The organism is Bacillus sanguinis (genome assembly GCF_018332475.1).
GTDB lineage: Bacteria > Bacillota > Bacilli > Bacillales > Bacillaceae_G > Bacillus_A > Bacillus_A sanguinis.
In genome coordinates this window covers 1-14993 of record NZ_BOQB01000109.1, presented here as the reverse complement: position 1 = coordinate 14993, position 14993 = coordinate 1, and the positions used below count along the sequence as shown (strand labels likewise).

Below are 14993 nucleotides of genomic sequence, written 5' to 3'. Positions count from 1 at the left end.
AATGAATAAAAAATAAATAAAAGGTTTAATGGCTATGAATTTCGATTCTACCTCGTTTATACGGTACATATAATTATAACAATGGTTCGTCCATATTTTATGGATGAAACCCTTGTTCTACAAATTTAAAAGTGGAGTCAGGGGGTAACAGGTTGGATAAAATTTATGTGTTAGATACGAATGTACTTTTGCAGGATCCTTTATCTATTTTTTCATTTGAAACCAATGAAGTAGTGATTCCGGCAGTTGTATTAGAAGAGGTTGATTCGAAAAAACGTTATATGGATGAAGTAGGACGAAACGCTCGTTATGTATCTAAGTTAATAGACAAATTTCGTGAAATAGGAAAGCTGCATGAAAGTATTCTGCTAGAAAACGGCGGTACATTTCGTATTGAATTAAACCATCGTTCATTTGTTCAACTACAAGATATTTTTGTAGAAAAAACAAATGACAATCGAATTTTAGCTGTAGCAAAAAATCTATCTTTAGAAGAACAAGAAAAAGAGGACGGGAAGTCTGTTATTTTAGTAAGTAAAGACGTGCTCGTAAGGGTAAAAGCTGATGCAATTGGTTTGAAGGCGGAAGATTATTTAAGTGATCGTGTGATTGAAGTAGATAATATATATTCAGGATTTTTAGAAGGGTATATATCAAAAGAGCAATTGGATTATTTTTATGAAAAAGGTGAATTGCCTTTATCCGAAATTGCAAATCATCCTTTTTATCCAAATCAATTTGTAGTAATGAAAGATGCATTAGGGGGATCTAGTTCAGCACTTGGCATTGTGGATCATTTAGGTAAGAAGGTAAAGAAACTTATTTTTCACAATGAACAAGTATGGGGAATACGACCACGGAACGTACAGCAAATTATGGGGTTAGAATTGTTGCTTCGTGAAGATATTCCGCTAGTAACGTTAACGGGGAAAGCTGGTACAGGAAAAACATTACTCGCGTTAGCTTCGGGACTCATGCAAACGGAAGATTTAGGGCTATATAAAAAACTACTCGTTGCAAGGCCAATTGTTCCAGTCGGAAAAGATATCGGTTATTTACCAGGAGAAAAAGAAGAAAAGTTAAGACCGTGGATGCAACCAATTTTTGATAATCTAGAGTATTTATTTAATACGAAAAAGCCAGGAGAGTTAGATGCTATTTTAGCTGGAATGGGTTCGATTGAAGTAGAAGCTCTTACCTATATACGTGGAAGAAGTATTCCGGATCAGTTCATTATAATTGACGAAGCACAAAATTTAACGAAGCATGAAGTGAAAACGATACTAACAAGGGTAGGAGAAAAAAGTAAAATCGTATTAATGGGAGATCCTCAGCAAATTGATCATCCATATTTGGATGAGTATAATAACGGTTTAACATATGTTGTAGAGAAGTTTAAAGAGCAACGTATTAGTGGCCATGTGAAGTTTGTTAAAGGGGAGCGGTCTAATTTAGCACAATTAGCAGCAGATTTATTATAAAAAGGAGTGAGCTTAAGCTCACTCCTTTATTCTTTCAAGTATACATTTTAAATAATAGTAAATTTACGGATGTTACGGATTGGATTTTGTCTATTAGATCCATCATTGTAATATAGATGAACAGGTCCATCCTCTTTTAATGGCTTCCCTTCTTTTGAAAAACCAAGAATAGCATTTTTGACAGTTTCTAATGGAAGTATTAATGTTTGTTCTACTGTTTCAATTTCAACTTGCGTAGCGTCATCTGAAATTTCGGCGTTAGCAAGAAATGGATGAAATGGTATACCGAACGTCCCAGTAATTAGCTGTTCTTTTTTATATTTCTTTACACTTTGTTGTATCGGTGGAAACGCAGCACCATCACGGATTTCACGATCCCAATGTTCTGAAGTGTTTTTTAAATAAGCTTCTAGTTCTGATATGTTTTCTCTTGTTTCATCAAAGTAAGTTGTCAAATCTACTTTTCGATCATCAAAGATCCAAACAGTTGGATCGATAGTGATTGGAAAACGAACTTTTCCATTAATAAATAAAATTTCGCTCATTGTTGTTCCCCCATTTGTGTTATACTCCCACTTTTCAGTATAATAGCATTAGACACGGTTGTCACAAAAAATGTTTCTATTGCAATTTACTAAAACTATCGCTAATATTAATAGATAGGAGAGAGTAGGACGGAAACGGAGGGAATCAATTTGGCGTCTGAGACAGTATCAAATCATCAGGAAAAGGCACTAGCCCTTCTACAAGCGGATGCGGAGAAGATTTTAAGACTTATAAAGGTGCAAATGGACCATCTTACAATGCCGCAATGTCCATTATATGAAGAAGTGTTAGACACACAAATGTTTGGACTATCCCGCGAGGTCGATTTTGCAGTTCGCCTTGGTCTTATTGCAGAAGAACAAGGGAAAGCAATGTTAGGAGAGCTTGAACGTGAGTTATCTGCACTTCATGAAGCATTTACAAACAAACAACAATAACGGGTTCAAATAAGGGGGCTCAAACTGAAAAAGTTTGGGCTTTTTATTTGTATAATAAAGCAGGAAGAATCAATGTACATATGGAATACAACAATAATTAAATTGAGACAGAGAGAGGAAATGAAATGAAAAGAGTATGGAAATCAATGGATTATTCATTATTACTTCCTCTTGTTATCTTATGTGTGTTGGGAGTTATAATGGTATATAGTTCTAGTTCCATTGTCGCGATTTCGTCGAGATATAACTGGCCAGCAGATCACTTTTTTAAAAAACAATTAGTTGCTCTTGCTATTGGAACGGTAATATTAGTGATTGTCGCTATAATTCCTTACAAACTCTGGAGGGAAAAAATAGTTCTAACAGCGATGGGGTTAGGGAGTATTAGCTTACTAACAGCAGCTTACCTTTTCGGTAAGGAAATCAACGGTGCAAAAGGATGGATACTAGGTATACAACCGGCTGAGTTTGTAAAAATAGCAGTTATTATTACGCTAGCGAGTTTTTTTGCTAAGAAACAAGAGAGGCAAACCCCTTTTTTCCAAGGGATAATACCGCCCTTATTTGTTGTCGGTGGATCAATGGTGTTAATTTTATTACAAAATGACTTAGGGACTGACATATTAATAGGTGGAACGGTGCTAATTATGTTCTTCTGTTCAGGGGTTAATGTTAATTTGTGGATAAAAAGATTTTTATTAACATCAGTCGTGTGGATTCCGGCGTTGTATTTTATCGGAAACTATAAATTAAGTAAATACCAAAAAGCTCGATTTTCAGTTTTTCTTGATCCATTTAGTGATCCTCAAAATGATGGATTCCAATTAGTTAATTCTTTTATTGGAATTGCCTCAGGTGGGTTAAATGGTAGAGGACTAGGAAATAGTATACAAAAGTATGGATACTTACCAGAGCCGCAAACAGATTTTATTATGGCAATTATATCTGAAGAACTAGGTTTTATAGGTGTAGCTATCATTTTAATCTGTTTACTACTTATTATCATTCGTTCGTTTAGAGTGGCACAAAAATGTAAAGATCCATTTGGAAGTTTAATTGCAATCGGAATTGCAAGTTTAATTGGAATACAAACTTTTGTTAATGTGGGTGGTATGTCTGGATTAATACCGCTTACAGGAGTACCTTTACCGTTTATTAGTTATGGTGGTAGTTCTTTATTGGCTAATCTAATCTCGATGGGTATATTATTAAATATTGCTAGTCATGTAAAACGACAAGAGAAACAGCAAAATGAGATAATGAAAGAGAGAGAACAAGATGGACCACGTCTTGTCGTTGTAAAATAAAAACACATCTTGCTTTAGAGCACGATGTGTTTTTTATTTTTTAAAAACATCAAATATGATACATTAATTAGTGTTTATGATAAAAGATATATCACATTAAATTAAATGTGATATACAATTAAGTTGTGAGAAAAGGAAGAGGTATGCTATACTATTTTTGTGAAACAAATTGATCAGAAAACTTATCATTTGTTAAAAAATAAGGTATGATGGATAAAAATAAAGTGAAGCTTTCTAAGTATAATATAATATAGAAAGTGAAGAACTTCACGCTCTTTAGGGTGTGTATATTTTATCTCTAGAGTGGTAGGAAAGTAGAGGGGGAAAATCATGACAAAGCTGCAACGTATTCAAAAAGTATTGGTAGCTAACCGTGGAGAGATTGCAATTCGTGTATTTCGAGCTTGTTCGGAACTTGGATTAAAAACAGTTGCAATCTATTCTAAAGAGGATAGTGGTTCTTATCATCGTTATAAAGCCGATGAGTCCTATTTAGTTGGGGAAGGGAAAAAGCCAATTGATGCTTATCTAGATATTGAGGGCATTATTGAGATTGCGAAAAGTAATCATGTAGATGCAATCCACCCTGGATATGGTTTCTTGTCAGAAAATATTCAATTCGCAAAACGTTGTGAAGAAGAAGGGATTATCTTTATCGGTCCAAAGAGTAAGCATTTAGATATGTTTGGAGATAAAGTGAAGGCAAGAACGCAAGCGCAGCTAGCACAAATTCCAGTTATTCCTGGTAGTGATGGCCCAGTAGATTCAATAGAAGAAGTCGAAAAATTTGCTGAAAAGTATGATTACCCGATTATTATTAAAGCTTCCCTTGGCGGTGGCGGTCGTGGTATGCGTATTGTACGTACTAGTGAAGAATTAATAGAATCGTATAATCGAGCGAAGTCAGAAGCAAAAGCAGCCTTTGGTAATGATGAAGTATACGTAGAAAAATTCGTTGAAAAACCTAAACATATAGAAGTTCAAATTTTAGCAGATGAAGAGGGCAATGTTGTTCACTTATACGAGCGAGACTGTTCTGTACAACGTCGTCATCAAAAAGTTGTAGAAATCGCACCTAGTGTGTCACTTTCAGATGATTTGCGTCAACGTATTTGTGATGCTGCTGTGAAGTTAACAAAAAATGTAAACTATTTAAACGCAGGGACAGTTGAATTCCTTGTTAAAGATGATGAATTCTATTTCATTGAAGTAAATCCACGTGTTCAAGTAGAACATACAATTACAGAAATGATTACAGGAGTAGATATTGTTCAATCGCAAATTTTAATAGCTGATGGACATGCATTACATAGCAAAATAGTAGGTGTTCCGAAGCAAGAGGAAGTTGTTGTACATGGATTTGCAATACAATCGCGTGTAACGACTGAGGACCCATTAAATAATTTCATGCCGGATACAGGGAAAATTATGGCATACCGATCAGGTGGGGGCTTTGGAGTACGTCTTGATACAGGTAATAGTTTCCAAGGTGCGGTTATTACACCGTACTATGATTCTTTACTTGTAAAAGTTACAACATGGGCGCTTACTTTTGAACAAGCTGCTGCGAAAATGGAACGTAACTTAAAAGAATTCCGTATTCGTGGTATTAAAACAAATATTCCATTCCTAGAGAATGTAGTAAAACATAAAAACTTCTTATCAGGAGAATATGACACTTCATTTATTGATGCGTCTCCTGAACTATTCTTGTTCCCGAAACGTAAAGACCGCGGAACAAAAATGTTAAATTACATTGGGACAGTAACAGTAAACGGCTTCCCTGGAGTAGGGAAAAAAGAGAAACCAATTTTCCCGGATGCTCGTATACCGAATGTATTACACTCAGAGCCAATTCAAAATGGAACGAAACAAATTTTGGATGAGCGTGGAGCAGATGGATTAGTAAAGTGGGTACAAGATCAAAAACGTGTCCTTTTAACAGATACAACATTCCGTGATGCGCATCAGTCATTACTTGCGACACGTATTCGTACAAAAGATTTACATCAAATTGCAGAGCCGACAGCGAGAATGTTACCGAACCTATTCTCAGCGGAAATGTGGGGCGGTGCAACGTTTGATGTTGCATATCGTTTCTTAAAGGAAGATCCATGGGAACGATTACTAGATCTTCGTGAAAAAATGCCAAACGTTTTATTCCAAATGTTACTTCGTTCTTCAAACGCAGTTGGTTACAAAAACTATCCAGATAATTTAATTCAAAAATTTGTGGAATGTTCTGCTCAAGCTGGAATTGATGTGTTCCGTATTTTTGATAGCTTAAACTGGGTAGAAGGTATGAGGGTTGCGATTGATGCTGTACGAGATACTGGTAAAATTGCAGAAGCAACAATGTGCTACACAGGAGATATTCATGATCCGTTACGTAGTAAATATGATTTGAATTACTATAAAAATTTAGCGAAAGAGTTGGAAGCATCAGGAGCTCACATTTTAGGCATTAAAGATATGGCGGGCTTACTAAAACCAAACGCAGCGTATGATCTAGTGTCGGCATTAAAAGAGACGGTATCGATTCCGATTCACCTGCATACACACGATACGAGTGGAAATGGTATATTAACGTATACGAAGGCAATTGAAGCAGGTGTTGACATAGTCGATGTAGCAGTAAGTTCTATGGCTGGCCAAACGTCACAACCAAGTGCGAACACGCTATACTATGCATTAGGTGGAAATGAAAGACAGCCAGACGTTAATATAGATTCATTAGAAAAACTATCTCATTATTGGGAAGATGTACGTAAATACTACGCACCGTTTGAAAGTGGTATGAATGCACCTCATACAGAGGTATATATGCACGAAATGCCAGGCGGACAATATAGTAATCTACAACAACAAGCGAAAGCGGTTGGTTTAGGAGATCGCTTCGATGAAGTGAAAGTAATGTACCGCCGTGTGAATGACATGTTTGGCGATATTGTTAAAGTTACACCATCATCTAAAGTTGTCGGTGATATGGCATTATTTATGGTTCAAAATCACTTAACAGAACAAGATGTTTTAGAGCGTGGGCATTCTATGGATTTCCCAGGATCTGTTGTTGAAATGTTCTCAGGAGATTTAGGACAACCATATGGTGGTTTCCCGAAAAAATTACAAGAAATTATTTTAAAAGGGAAAGAGCCATTAACAGTAAGACCAGGTGAATTATTAGAGCCAGTAGATTTCGATGCGTTAAAAGAAGAGTTATTCCATAAACTTGGACGTGAAGTGACGATTTTTGATGTCGTTGCATATGCATTATATCCAAAAGTATTTATGGATTACGAAAAAGTTGCTGAGCTTTATGGAAGTGTATCTGTGCTTGATACACCAACATTCTTCTATGGTATGAGACTTGGTGAAGAAATCAACGTGGAAATTGAACAAGGTAAAACATTGATGGTAAAACTAGTATCAATCGGAGAGCCTCAGCCAGATGGAAATCGTGTTCTTTACTTGGAATTTAACGGTCAACCACGTGAGATTGTTGTGAAAGACGAGAGTGTGAAAGCAACAGTTGCACAACGTGTGAAAGGAAACCGTGAGAATCCAAACCACATTAGTGCAACAATGCCAGGAACGGTTATTAAAGTAGTTGTCAAAGAAGGCGATGAAGTGAAAAAAGGCGATTCTATGGCAATTACAGAAGCGATGAAAATGGAAACGACGGTTCAAGCGCCGTTCAATGGTAAAGTGAAAAAAGCATATGTTAACGATGGGGACGCAATTCAAACGGGTGACTTACTCATTGAATTAGATCACTAAAATAGAAAAGAGCTGTATAAATGCAGCTCTTTTTCTTTATTAAGAAAAAATACCTTGCCAATTCGGCAAGGTATTTTAATGTGAATTTATTTTGTTTGTTTAGAAGTTGATTCAGCTTCTTTTGCATTCACTTTACTTCTTGTACCTAACATAACTAAATAGCATAGTACAGCAAACAAGCAAGAAATGAATAGTGAATGTAATAATGCCATTGCTAAACTAGCATTTGTAAATACGACTAAAATTCCTACGATAGCTTGAAGTGTAACAAGGATAAATGAAATGATCCATCCCCAGTATACGACAGGCTGCTGCTTGTAATGGCGTATAGCGAGAATCATCGCGTATAGTATCCAAGCGAAAATTAACATTGCTGCAACTCTATGTCCCATTTGAACCCATTCATGGAGTTGAGTTGGCATAGGTCTATTTTTGCTACATAAAGGGAAGTCTGGACAGGCTAAGCTAGCTCGTTCGTGACGTACTAAAGCTCCTGTGTAGACAACGAGATAACAGTAAATTGTTACACCATAAATATGAAATTTCATTTTTTTGTCCATAATAAGTGAACGTGCATCGAATTTTTGGTCAATTTCAAAGATAAGACACGTTAATAAAATAACAGAAGCAAATGAAATTAAGGAAATACCGAAATGGATAGCAAGTACAGCTGGCATTTGTCCCCAAACAACCGCTGCGGCTCCCATTAATGCTTGTGCAACTAAAAATACGAAGGATAAAATTGCTAACGTTTTTGTTTCGCGCACATGTTTATAATATTTCCAGGACAAAATACAAAGGAGAGTGACAAGAATTCCTGCTGATCCTGATGTAAGGCGATGACTTAGTTCAATAATAGTTTCCATTGATAAATTAGATGGAACAAGTTCACCGTTACAAAGTGGCCATGATTTACCGCACCCTTGACCAGAACCTGTTTTTGTAACTAAAGCGCCTCCTAATAAAACTATTAATAAATCAAGGCTTGTAATGACTGCTAACCATTTAATAAAGCGTTGCAATCTCGTTCACCATCTTTCTGCTATGAAGTTATTGCGAAATATTTTCATTCCATTATGTATAGAATAAAACGCGCTAGTTCCTATGATATATAAAAAATAATAAAATAGCAAAGAAATGGCGGGGGAAGACAGGGGAGAGAAAATGGGTGTGGAAATAGAATATATAAGGAAATTTTTAGGTGAAAAATAGGCTATTTTGAAAAGAAATGGGGAGAATACGTGTTAAATATGACAAAAAAGTTTATGATAGAAGGTGACATCATGTTATGATAAGGATAAGTAAGAATTAAGTTTTTTATATTCGACACAAAAAGTTCATGTTTTCTTCACAAAATGTTCGGGAAATATGATTTAATATATTGGAGTATGGGCGTAGATTAGTAGTAGAATGGGTTAACAATGTTTCTACTGTAATAATATTGCTATATAGAAGCAAAATATTTCATTTGAAATAGGCGCAAAAAGAAAGATGAAAGTTTTAAGAGGGGGTTAAAGTGATGAACCATGCAACAAGTGAGCTGCATGATGAGTCTGCTGTTACAAGTGTACCGGAAACAACTCGGTTACAAGATTTAAAAGCACTCGTTAAAATGGGGATTGTAAACTCAAATACACTTACTGTATTTACAGGATTTTGGTTGGCATTACACTTTAATGGATTAAGTGTAATGGACAATTTGGATAAGTTATTTTTTACAATCGTTGGTTCTGGATTAGTTATGGCAGGGGTATGTTGTTTAAACAACTACATTGATCGAGACATCGATCCATTAATGGAAAGAACAAAGACCCGTCCAACGGTTACTGGAAAGTATAAACCAGGATTTGCACTTACATTTGGATTAGTTATATTACTTCTTGGGTTTGTATTTTTATTATTAACAACACCAATGGCAGTGTTAATGGGATTTATTGGTGCTTTCACATATGTTGTTCTATATAGTTTATGGACAAAAAGAAAGTATACACTAAATACTGTTGTAGGTAGTATATCTGGTGCAGTTCCACCTTTAATTGGATGGGCAGCAATCGATCCATCTTTAGGCCATCCAATTGCTTGGATGCTATTTTTAATTATGTTTATTTGGCAAATCCCACATTTCCTTGCATTAGCAATGAAACGTGTTGATGAATATCGAAATGCAGGAATTCCAATGCTTCCTGTAGTTCATGGATTTGAAATTACGAAACGCCAAATTATGATTTGGACAGTATGTTTATTACCACTACCATTTTATATGAGTGGACTAGGGATAACATTTATGGTAATTGCAACACTGCTTAACATCGGATGGATCGTTTTAGGATTTTATGGCTTCCGTAAGAAAGATGACATCAAATGGTCTGTGCAAATGTTTGTTTATTCCCTAAATTATTTAACAATCTTATTTGTATCAATGATTGTAGTTACATTCTTCTAAGACAACGACATAATTGGATTTCTTTACGTTGAGATTTACTTTACTTAACTATAAAGTACAATCTAATTCACAAGGAAAGTGGGGGTTGTTTGTATGAAGAAACAGTGGCGACTGCTTTCGTTCGTTTCACTGCTGGCTTTACTGTTAGGGGGATGCGGTAAAGCCTTTCAATCTACTTTAATTCCGCAAGGAGAAGTAGCAAAAATGCAATATGATTTGCTCTTACTAGCAACTGCGATTATGGTAGGAGTAGTACTAGTAGTTACTATTATTTTCTTATATGTAATTGTGCGTTTCCGACAAAAGAAAGGTCAGGAAGATTATATTCCGGAGCAAGTTGAAGGGAATCACAAACTAGAAATTATATGGACAGTTATTCCGATTATTCTTTTGTTAATCTTAGCTGTTCCGACGGTTACATATACATTCAAACTTGCTGATGTAAGTGCGATGGAGAAAAAGAATATTGATAAAGATACTATCGTTGTTGATGTAACAGCGAATCTTTATTGGTGGGAATTTTCTTATAAATCAGAAAAAATAGTAACTTCTCAAGATTTAGTCATCCCCACAGGTAAGAAAGTGTATTTGAATTTGAAGGGTGCCGATATTAAACATTCGTTTTGGGTTCCATCATTAGCTGGGAAAATGGACACAAATACAGATAATGTGAACAAAATGTGGTTAAAGGCAGATAAATCGGGCACTTATAATGGTTTTTGTACAGAATTTTGCGGCCCATCACATTCTTTAATGCAATTCAAAGTGAAAGCTTTAGATGAAAGCGAGTACAAAAAGTGGCTTGCTGATATGAAGAAGATTGATGGGAAGAAAGAAGTAGCTTCAACAAAGGCGCAAGAGGGCCAAGAAATATTTAATAAAAGCTGTATTGGTTGTCACGCAGTTGGATCTAATGATAGTAGACCACCTTCCGCTCGTATCGCACCAAACTTAGCAAACTTTGCGGATCGCGATATGGTTGCCGGTATTGCCGAAAACAATGAAGAAAACTTAAAAAAATGGCTGAAAGATCCTGAAAATATGAAACCAGGAAATAAAATGACTGGTAAATATGGCAACTTAACGGATGATCAAATTGATGCATTAAATGCATACTTACAAACGTTAAAAGTTGAAAAGTAAAGAGGGATTATTCGCGAAGGGGAGGTTGAAAACGTGAGTTCTGTAGCAAAAAAACAGGGGATGGGTGCTGTCATATGGGATTATTTAACGACAGTAGACCATAAAAAGATTGCCATTCTCTATTTAATTGCAGGTGGATTGTTTTTTGTAATAGGCGGAATAGAAGCTCTATTTATTCGCCTTCAATTAGCGATTCCTAACAACGCTTTTCTTGTTGGGGATGCTTATAATCAAGTATTAACGATGCACGGTACAACAATGATTTTCCTCGCAGCTATGCCACTCGTGTTTGCATTTATGAACGCCGCTGTACCACTTCAAATTGGTGCACGCGATGTAGCGTTCCCGTTTTTGAATTCACTCGGATTTTGGTTATTTTTCTTTGGTGGAGTATTTTTAAATTTAAGTTGGTTTTTAGGTGGAGCACCTGATGCAGGATGGACATCTTATGCATCTTTAGCTTTAGCCTCTAAAGGCCATGGTGTTGATTTTTATGTACTCGGCTTGCAAATCTCCGGTATTGGTACATTAATTGGAGGTATTAACTTCCTTGTAACCATTATTAATATGCGCGCGCCAGGAATGACGTATATGCGTATGCCAATGTTTACATGGACGACATTTGTAACATCTTCGCTAATTTTATTCGCTTTTCCGCCGTTAACTGTAGGGTTAGGACTTTTAATGTTAGATCGTTTATTTGGAACAAGTTTCTTTAATCCAGCATTGGGCGGGAATACAATTATATGGGAGCATTTATTCTGGATTTTCGGTCATCCAGAAGTATACATTCTTATACTCCCAGCTTTCGGAATATTCTCAGAAATCTTCGCGACATTTTCGAAAAAGCGATTATTTGGTTATTCATCGATGGTGTTTGCGACAGTATTAATTGGATTCCTAGGATTTATGGTATGGGCGCATCATATGTTTACTGTTGGGCTTGGTCCAGTTGCAAATGCTATTTTCTCAGTTGCAACAATGGCGATTGCGGTTCCGACCGGTATTAAAATATTCAACTGGCTCTTTACGATGTGGGGCGGAAGTATTCGTTTTACGACACCGATGATGTGGGCAGTAGCTTTCATTCCATCATTCGTAATGGGGGGAGTTACAGGTGTTATGCTAGCATCTGCGCCAGCTGATTATCAATTTCATGACAATTATTTCGTAGTAGCACACTTTCATTATGTAATTGTCGGCGGTGTTGTATTTGGTTTACTTGCAGGAGCTCATTATTATTGGCCACTGATGTTTAATAAAGTATTGAATGAAACGTTAGGAAAGATAACATTTTGGTTATTCTTTATCGGTTTCCATTTAACGTTCTTCATTCAGCATTTCCTTGGTTTGATTGGTATGCCGCGTCGTTATTACACATATCTTGAAGGTCAAGGGTTGGAAATGGGGAATATGATTAGTTCTATTGGAGCGGTATTTATGGCTCTTGGAACGATTGTTCTTCTATTCAATGTAATCAAAACAACAGTATCAAAAGAAAAGGCTGGTCGTGATCCATGGGATGCACGTACATTAGAATGGACAATGCCAGCACCTACACCGGAATATAACTTTAAACAATTGCCATTTGTTCGCGGGTTAGATCCGTTTTGGATTGAAAAACGTGAAGGGAATAAAGAGATGACAGCGGCGGAACCGGTTGGCGATATTCATATGCCAAATCCATCGTTTTCACCATTTATCATTTCTTTAGGATTGTTTATAGCGGCATTCGGTGCAATGTATATGCAGGGTGGAAAAGATAAGTTTTGGTTATTAATAGCAATTATCGGTTTAATCATTACATTTGGCGCAATGTTCCTACGTTCAGTAATTGATGATCATGGATATCATATTCATAAGGAAGACTTAGAAGATAAGGGGGGCAAGGCATAATGCATGTAGATGAAAAATTAACGAATGAAACATTTCCAGCAGAGCCTGAAAAAGCAACCCTTGAGGGAAAAAATAAGTTTGTCGGTTTTTGGTTATTTCTTGGAGGCGAAACAGTATTGTTCGCTTCCTTGTTTGGCACATATTTAGCTTTGAAGAATTCTACAAATGGTGGACCAACATCTCAAGAGATGTTCCAAATGCCACTCGTTTTCATTATGACGATGCTTTTATTAACGAGTAGTTTAACGAGCGTTTATGCGATGTATCATATGAAAAACTTTAACTTTAAAAAAATGCAACTTTGGCTACTAGTAACAGTTCTGTTAGGTTTAGGTTTTTTAGGATTTGAGATATATGAGTTTTATCATTATACGCATGAATTTAAGCATACTATGAGAAGTAGTGCGTTTGGTTCCGCGTTTTATGCTCTTGTTGGTACACATGGACTCCACGTATTGTTTGGATTGTGTTGGATTTTAACATTAATCTTTAGAAACGCGAAGAGAGGTCTGAATTTATACAATGCACCGAAGTTTTATGTTGCATCGATTTATTGGCACTTTATTGATGTAGTTTGGGTGTTTATTTTCACTGTAGTATATTTGATGGGAATGGTGGGATAAACAATGGCGATAAAGCAAACGAATAATCCTAAAGTTGATCTTGTTTATCGGAAGAGAAAAAGTGCGGAGGAAATGAAGCATCAAGTTATTACATTTGCATTAATGATTTTTTTAACATTAGTTGCATTTGCAGCAGTAGCATATCCGAAAACTTTTAGTCCGACGTTCTCAGTACCATTTATATTACTATTAGCGGTGGTACAAGTAATTTTTCAATTGTATTATTTTATGCACATGAGTCATAAAGGACATGAAGCGGCAAGTTTCTTTCTTTATTCTGGTCTGTTGATTGGGTTAATTACAATTTTAGCTTTTATGACAATTGTGTGGATTTGAAAAGTGAAGAATAAGGGAGCTTGTGTCGTCACAGCTCCCTCTTCATGTTATGTGAAAAGATAACCTTAAGAAGGTAGGTGTGACAATGAGTAACTTGTGGATATTTGGTTTTCAAGCTCTATGGAGTCCGATCTTTTTACTATTTATGCTTTCGATCCTTATCGGGTACTTTTTAATTATTGGGCCGTATAGAATGCGATTTGAACATGCGACAAAGGTAAGTAAGAAGCAAGTTTTTTATTTTACGACCGGGATTGTTCTTTTGTATTTTGTAAAGGGAGGGCCTATTGATTTAATTGGTCATATTATATTTAGTGCACATATGTTTGAAATGGCAGTTATGTATATTGCCGTTCCACCGTTATTGTTACTTGGTATACCAGATTGGTTATATCGTTATATTACTTCTTTTAAGTTTGTTCAAATTATATTAAAGATATTTGCTAAGCCACTTATTGCATTGTTTGTATTTAATGGCCTGTTTTCTTTTTATCATTTACCAGTTGTTTTTGATACAGTAAAACAAAGTCAAATTGCTCATCCTATTTGTCTCGCTATTTTGTTCTTTACGGCAATCATGATGTGGTGGCCGATGCTAAATCCATTACCAGAATATCAAACATTAAGTGATATAAAGAAACTTGGTTATATGTTTGCTAACGGTATATTATTAACGCCAGCTTGCGCGTTAATCATTTTTGCAACTGCACCGTTATTTGCAACGTATACGGATTCGGCTGCTTGGATGAAGGCGATGGAACTTTGTGTACCAGCGGGAACTTTATCTGATTTAAATATAACTGGACCAGAATTTTTACACTGGATGCCGGTCGTACAAGATCAACAAACAGGTGGCATCATTATGAAAATTGTCCAGGAAATAGTGTACGGTACGATTATAGGCTATGTATTTTTTAGGTGGGCACGTAGAGAGCGTGAAAAAGATAAAGAACAGTTGCAACAATTACCGCCGTATTTACAGACGAAATAAAAACGAGTGCATC

At 36.0% G+C, this 14993-nt stretch carries 12 protein-coding genes; 10 read left to right on the top strand and 2 right to left on the bottom strand.

The window, feature by feature from the left end:
• The first annotated feature begins 152 nt into the window (after positions 1-152).
• Positions 153-1481 (top strand): PhoH family protein, encoded by a 1329-nt coding sequence (locus KI369_RS13660; RefSeq protein WP_212956302.1) that lies wholly within the window; start codon positions 153-155, stop codon positions 1479-1481.
• 47 nt (positions 1482-1528) lie between these two features.
• Here the strand turns inward: KI369_RS13660 and KI369_RS13655 are convergent, their stop codons facing one another.
• Complete coding sequence (locus KI369_RS13655; protein WP_212956301.1) at positions 1529-2026, bottom strand: peptidyl-prolyl cis-trans isomerase; 498 nt, start codon at positions 2024-2026, stop codon at positions 1529-1531.
• 150 nt (positions 2027-2176) lie between these two features.
• Between KI369_RS13655 and KI369_RS13650 the strand changes: the two genes are divergently transcribed.
• The 3 genes from KI369_RS13650 (at position 2177) to pyc (ending at position 7548) form a co-directional block, all read left to right on the top strand.
• On the top strand, positions 2177-2464 hold the full coding sequence (locus KI369_RS13650) for an Fpa/YlaN family protein (RefSeq protein ID WP_000135695.1): 288 nt from the start codon (positions 2177-2179) through the stop codon (positions 2462-2464).
• Positions 2465-2589: 125 nt separating this feature from the next.
• A complete protein-coding gene (ftsW, locus tag KI369_RS13645; RefSeq protein ID WP_212956300.1) occupies positions 2590-3771 on the top strand; it encodes a putative lipid II flippase FtsW in 1182 nt (393 codons plus the stop codon).
• A 330-nt stretch (positions 3772-4101) separates the two neighbouring features.
• Positions 4102-7548, top strand: coding sequence for a pyruvate carboxylase (gene pyc, locus KI369_RS13640; RefSeq protein WP_212956299.1), 3447 nt, complete (start codon positions 4102-4104; stop codon positions 7546-7548).
• Between the two features lie 86 nt (positions 7549-7634).
• Here pyc and ctaA read toward each other — a convergent pair whose 3' ends face one another.
• Entirely contained in the window at positions 7635-8570 is a 936-nt protein-coding gene (ctaA, locus tag KI369_RS13635; protein WP_212956298.1) for a COX15/CtaA family protein, read from the bottom strand.
• Between the two features lie 497 nt (positions 8571-9067).
• Between ctaA and ctaB the strand changes: the two genes are divergently transcribed.
• The 6 genes from ctaB (at position 9068) to ctaG (ending at position 14980) form a co-directional block, all read left to right on the top strand.
• Positions 9068-9991 (top strand): protoheme IX farnesyltransferase, encoded by a 924-nt coding sequence (ctaB, locus tag KI369_RS13630; RefSeq protein ID WP_001015058.1) that lies wholly within the window; start codon positions 9068-9070, stop codon positions 9989-9991.
• A 93-nt stretch (positions 9992-10084) separates the two neighbouring features.
• Positions 10085-11134 (top strand): cytochrome c oxidase subunit II, encoded by a 1050-nt coding sequence (gene coxB / locus KI369_RS13625; RefSeq protein ID WP_000745278.1) that lies wholly within the window; start codon positions 10085-10087, stop codon positions 11132-11134.
• A gap of 60 nt (positions 11135-11194) precedes the next feature.
• Entirely contained in the window at positions 11195-13030 is a 1836-nt protein-coding gene (ctaD, locus tag KI369_RS13620; RefSeq protein WP_212956303.1) for a cytochrome c oxidase subunit I, read from the top strand.
• Positions 13030-13653 carry a cytochrome c oxidase subunit III gene (ctaE, locus tag KI369_RS13615; protein WP_000557861.1) on the top strand — a complete coding sequence of 208 codons (624 nt, stop codon included), beginning with the start codon at positions 13030-13032 and terminating at the stop codon, positions 13651-13653. The genes ctaD and ctaE overlap by 1 nt, the downstream gene beginning before the upstream one ends.
• A gap of 3 nt (positions 13654-13656) precedes the next feature.
• Positions 13657-13989: a cytochrome c oxidase subunit IVB gene (ctaF, locus tag KI369_RS13610; protein ID WP_000985699.1), complete on the top strand. Its 333-nt coding sequence runs from the start codon at positions 13657-13659 to the stop codon at positions 13987-13989.
• 85 nt (positions 13990-14074) lie between these two features.
• Positions 14075-14980, top strand: a complete 906-nt coding sequence (gene ctaG / locus KI369_RS13605) for a cytochrome c oxidase assembly factor CtaG (RefSeq protein ID WP_144614640.1) — start codon at positions 14075-14077, stop codon at positions 14978-14980.
• Positions 14981-14993: the final 13 nt, after the last annotated feature.

Excerpts from the sequence above, each read along its gene's own strand:
- KI369_RS13655 (WP_212956301.1), bottom strand. The coding sequence starts at position 2,026 with ATGAGCGAAATTTTATTTATTAATGGAAAAGTTCGTTTTCCAATCACT.
- ftsW (WP_212956300.1), top strand. The coding sequence starts at position 2,590 with ATGAAAAGAGTATGGAAATCAATGGATTATTCATTATTACTTCCTCTT.
- pyc (WP_212956299.1), top strand. The coding sequence starts at position 4,102 with ATGACAAAGCTGCAACGTATTCAAAAAGTATTGGTAGCTAACCGTGGA.
- ctaB (WP_001015058.1), top strand. The coding sequence starts at position 9,068 with ATGAACCATGCAACAAGTGAGCTGCATGATGAGTCTGCTGTTACAAGT.
- coxB (WP_000745278.1), top strand. The coding sequence starts at position 10,085 with ATGAAGAAACAGTGGCGACTGCTTTCGTTCGTTTCACTGCTGGCTTTA.
- ctaD (WP_212956303.1), top strand. The coding sequence starts at position 11,195 with ATGGGTGCTGTCATATGGGATTATTTAACGACAGTAGACCATAAAAAG.
- ctaE (WP_000557861.1), top strand. The coding sequence starts at position 13,030 with ATGCATGTAGATGAAAAATTAACGAATGAAACATTTCCAGCAGAGCCT.
- ctaF (WP_000985699.1), top strand. The coding sequence starts at position 13,657 with ATGGCGATAAAGCAAACGAATAATCCTAAAGTTGATCTTGTTTATCGG.
- ctaG (WP_144614640.1), top strand. The coding sequence starts at position 14,075 with ATGAGTAACTTGTGGATATTTGGTTTTCAAGCTCTATGGAGTCCGATC.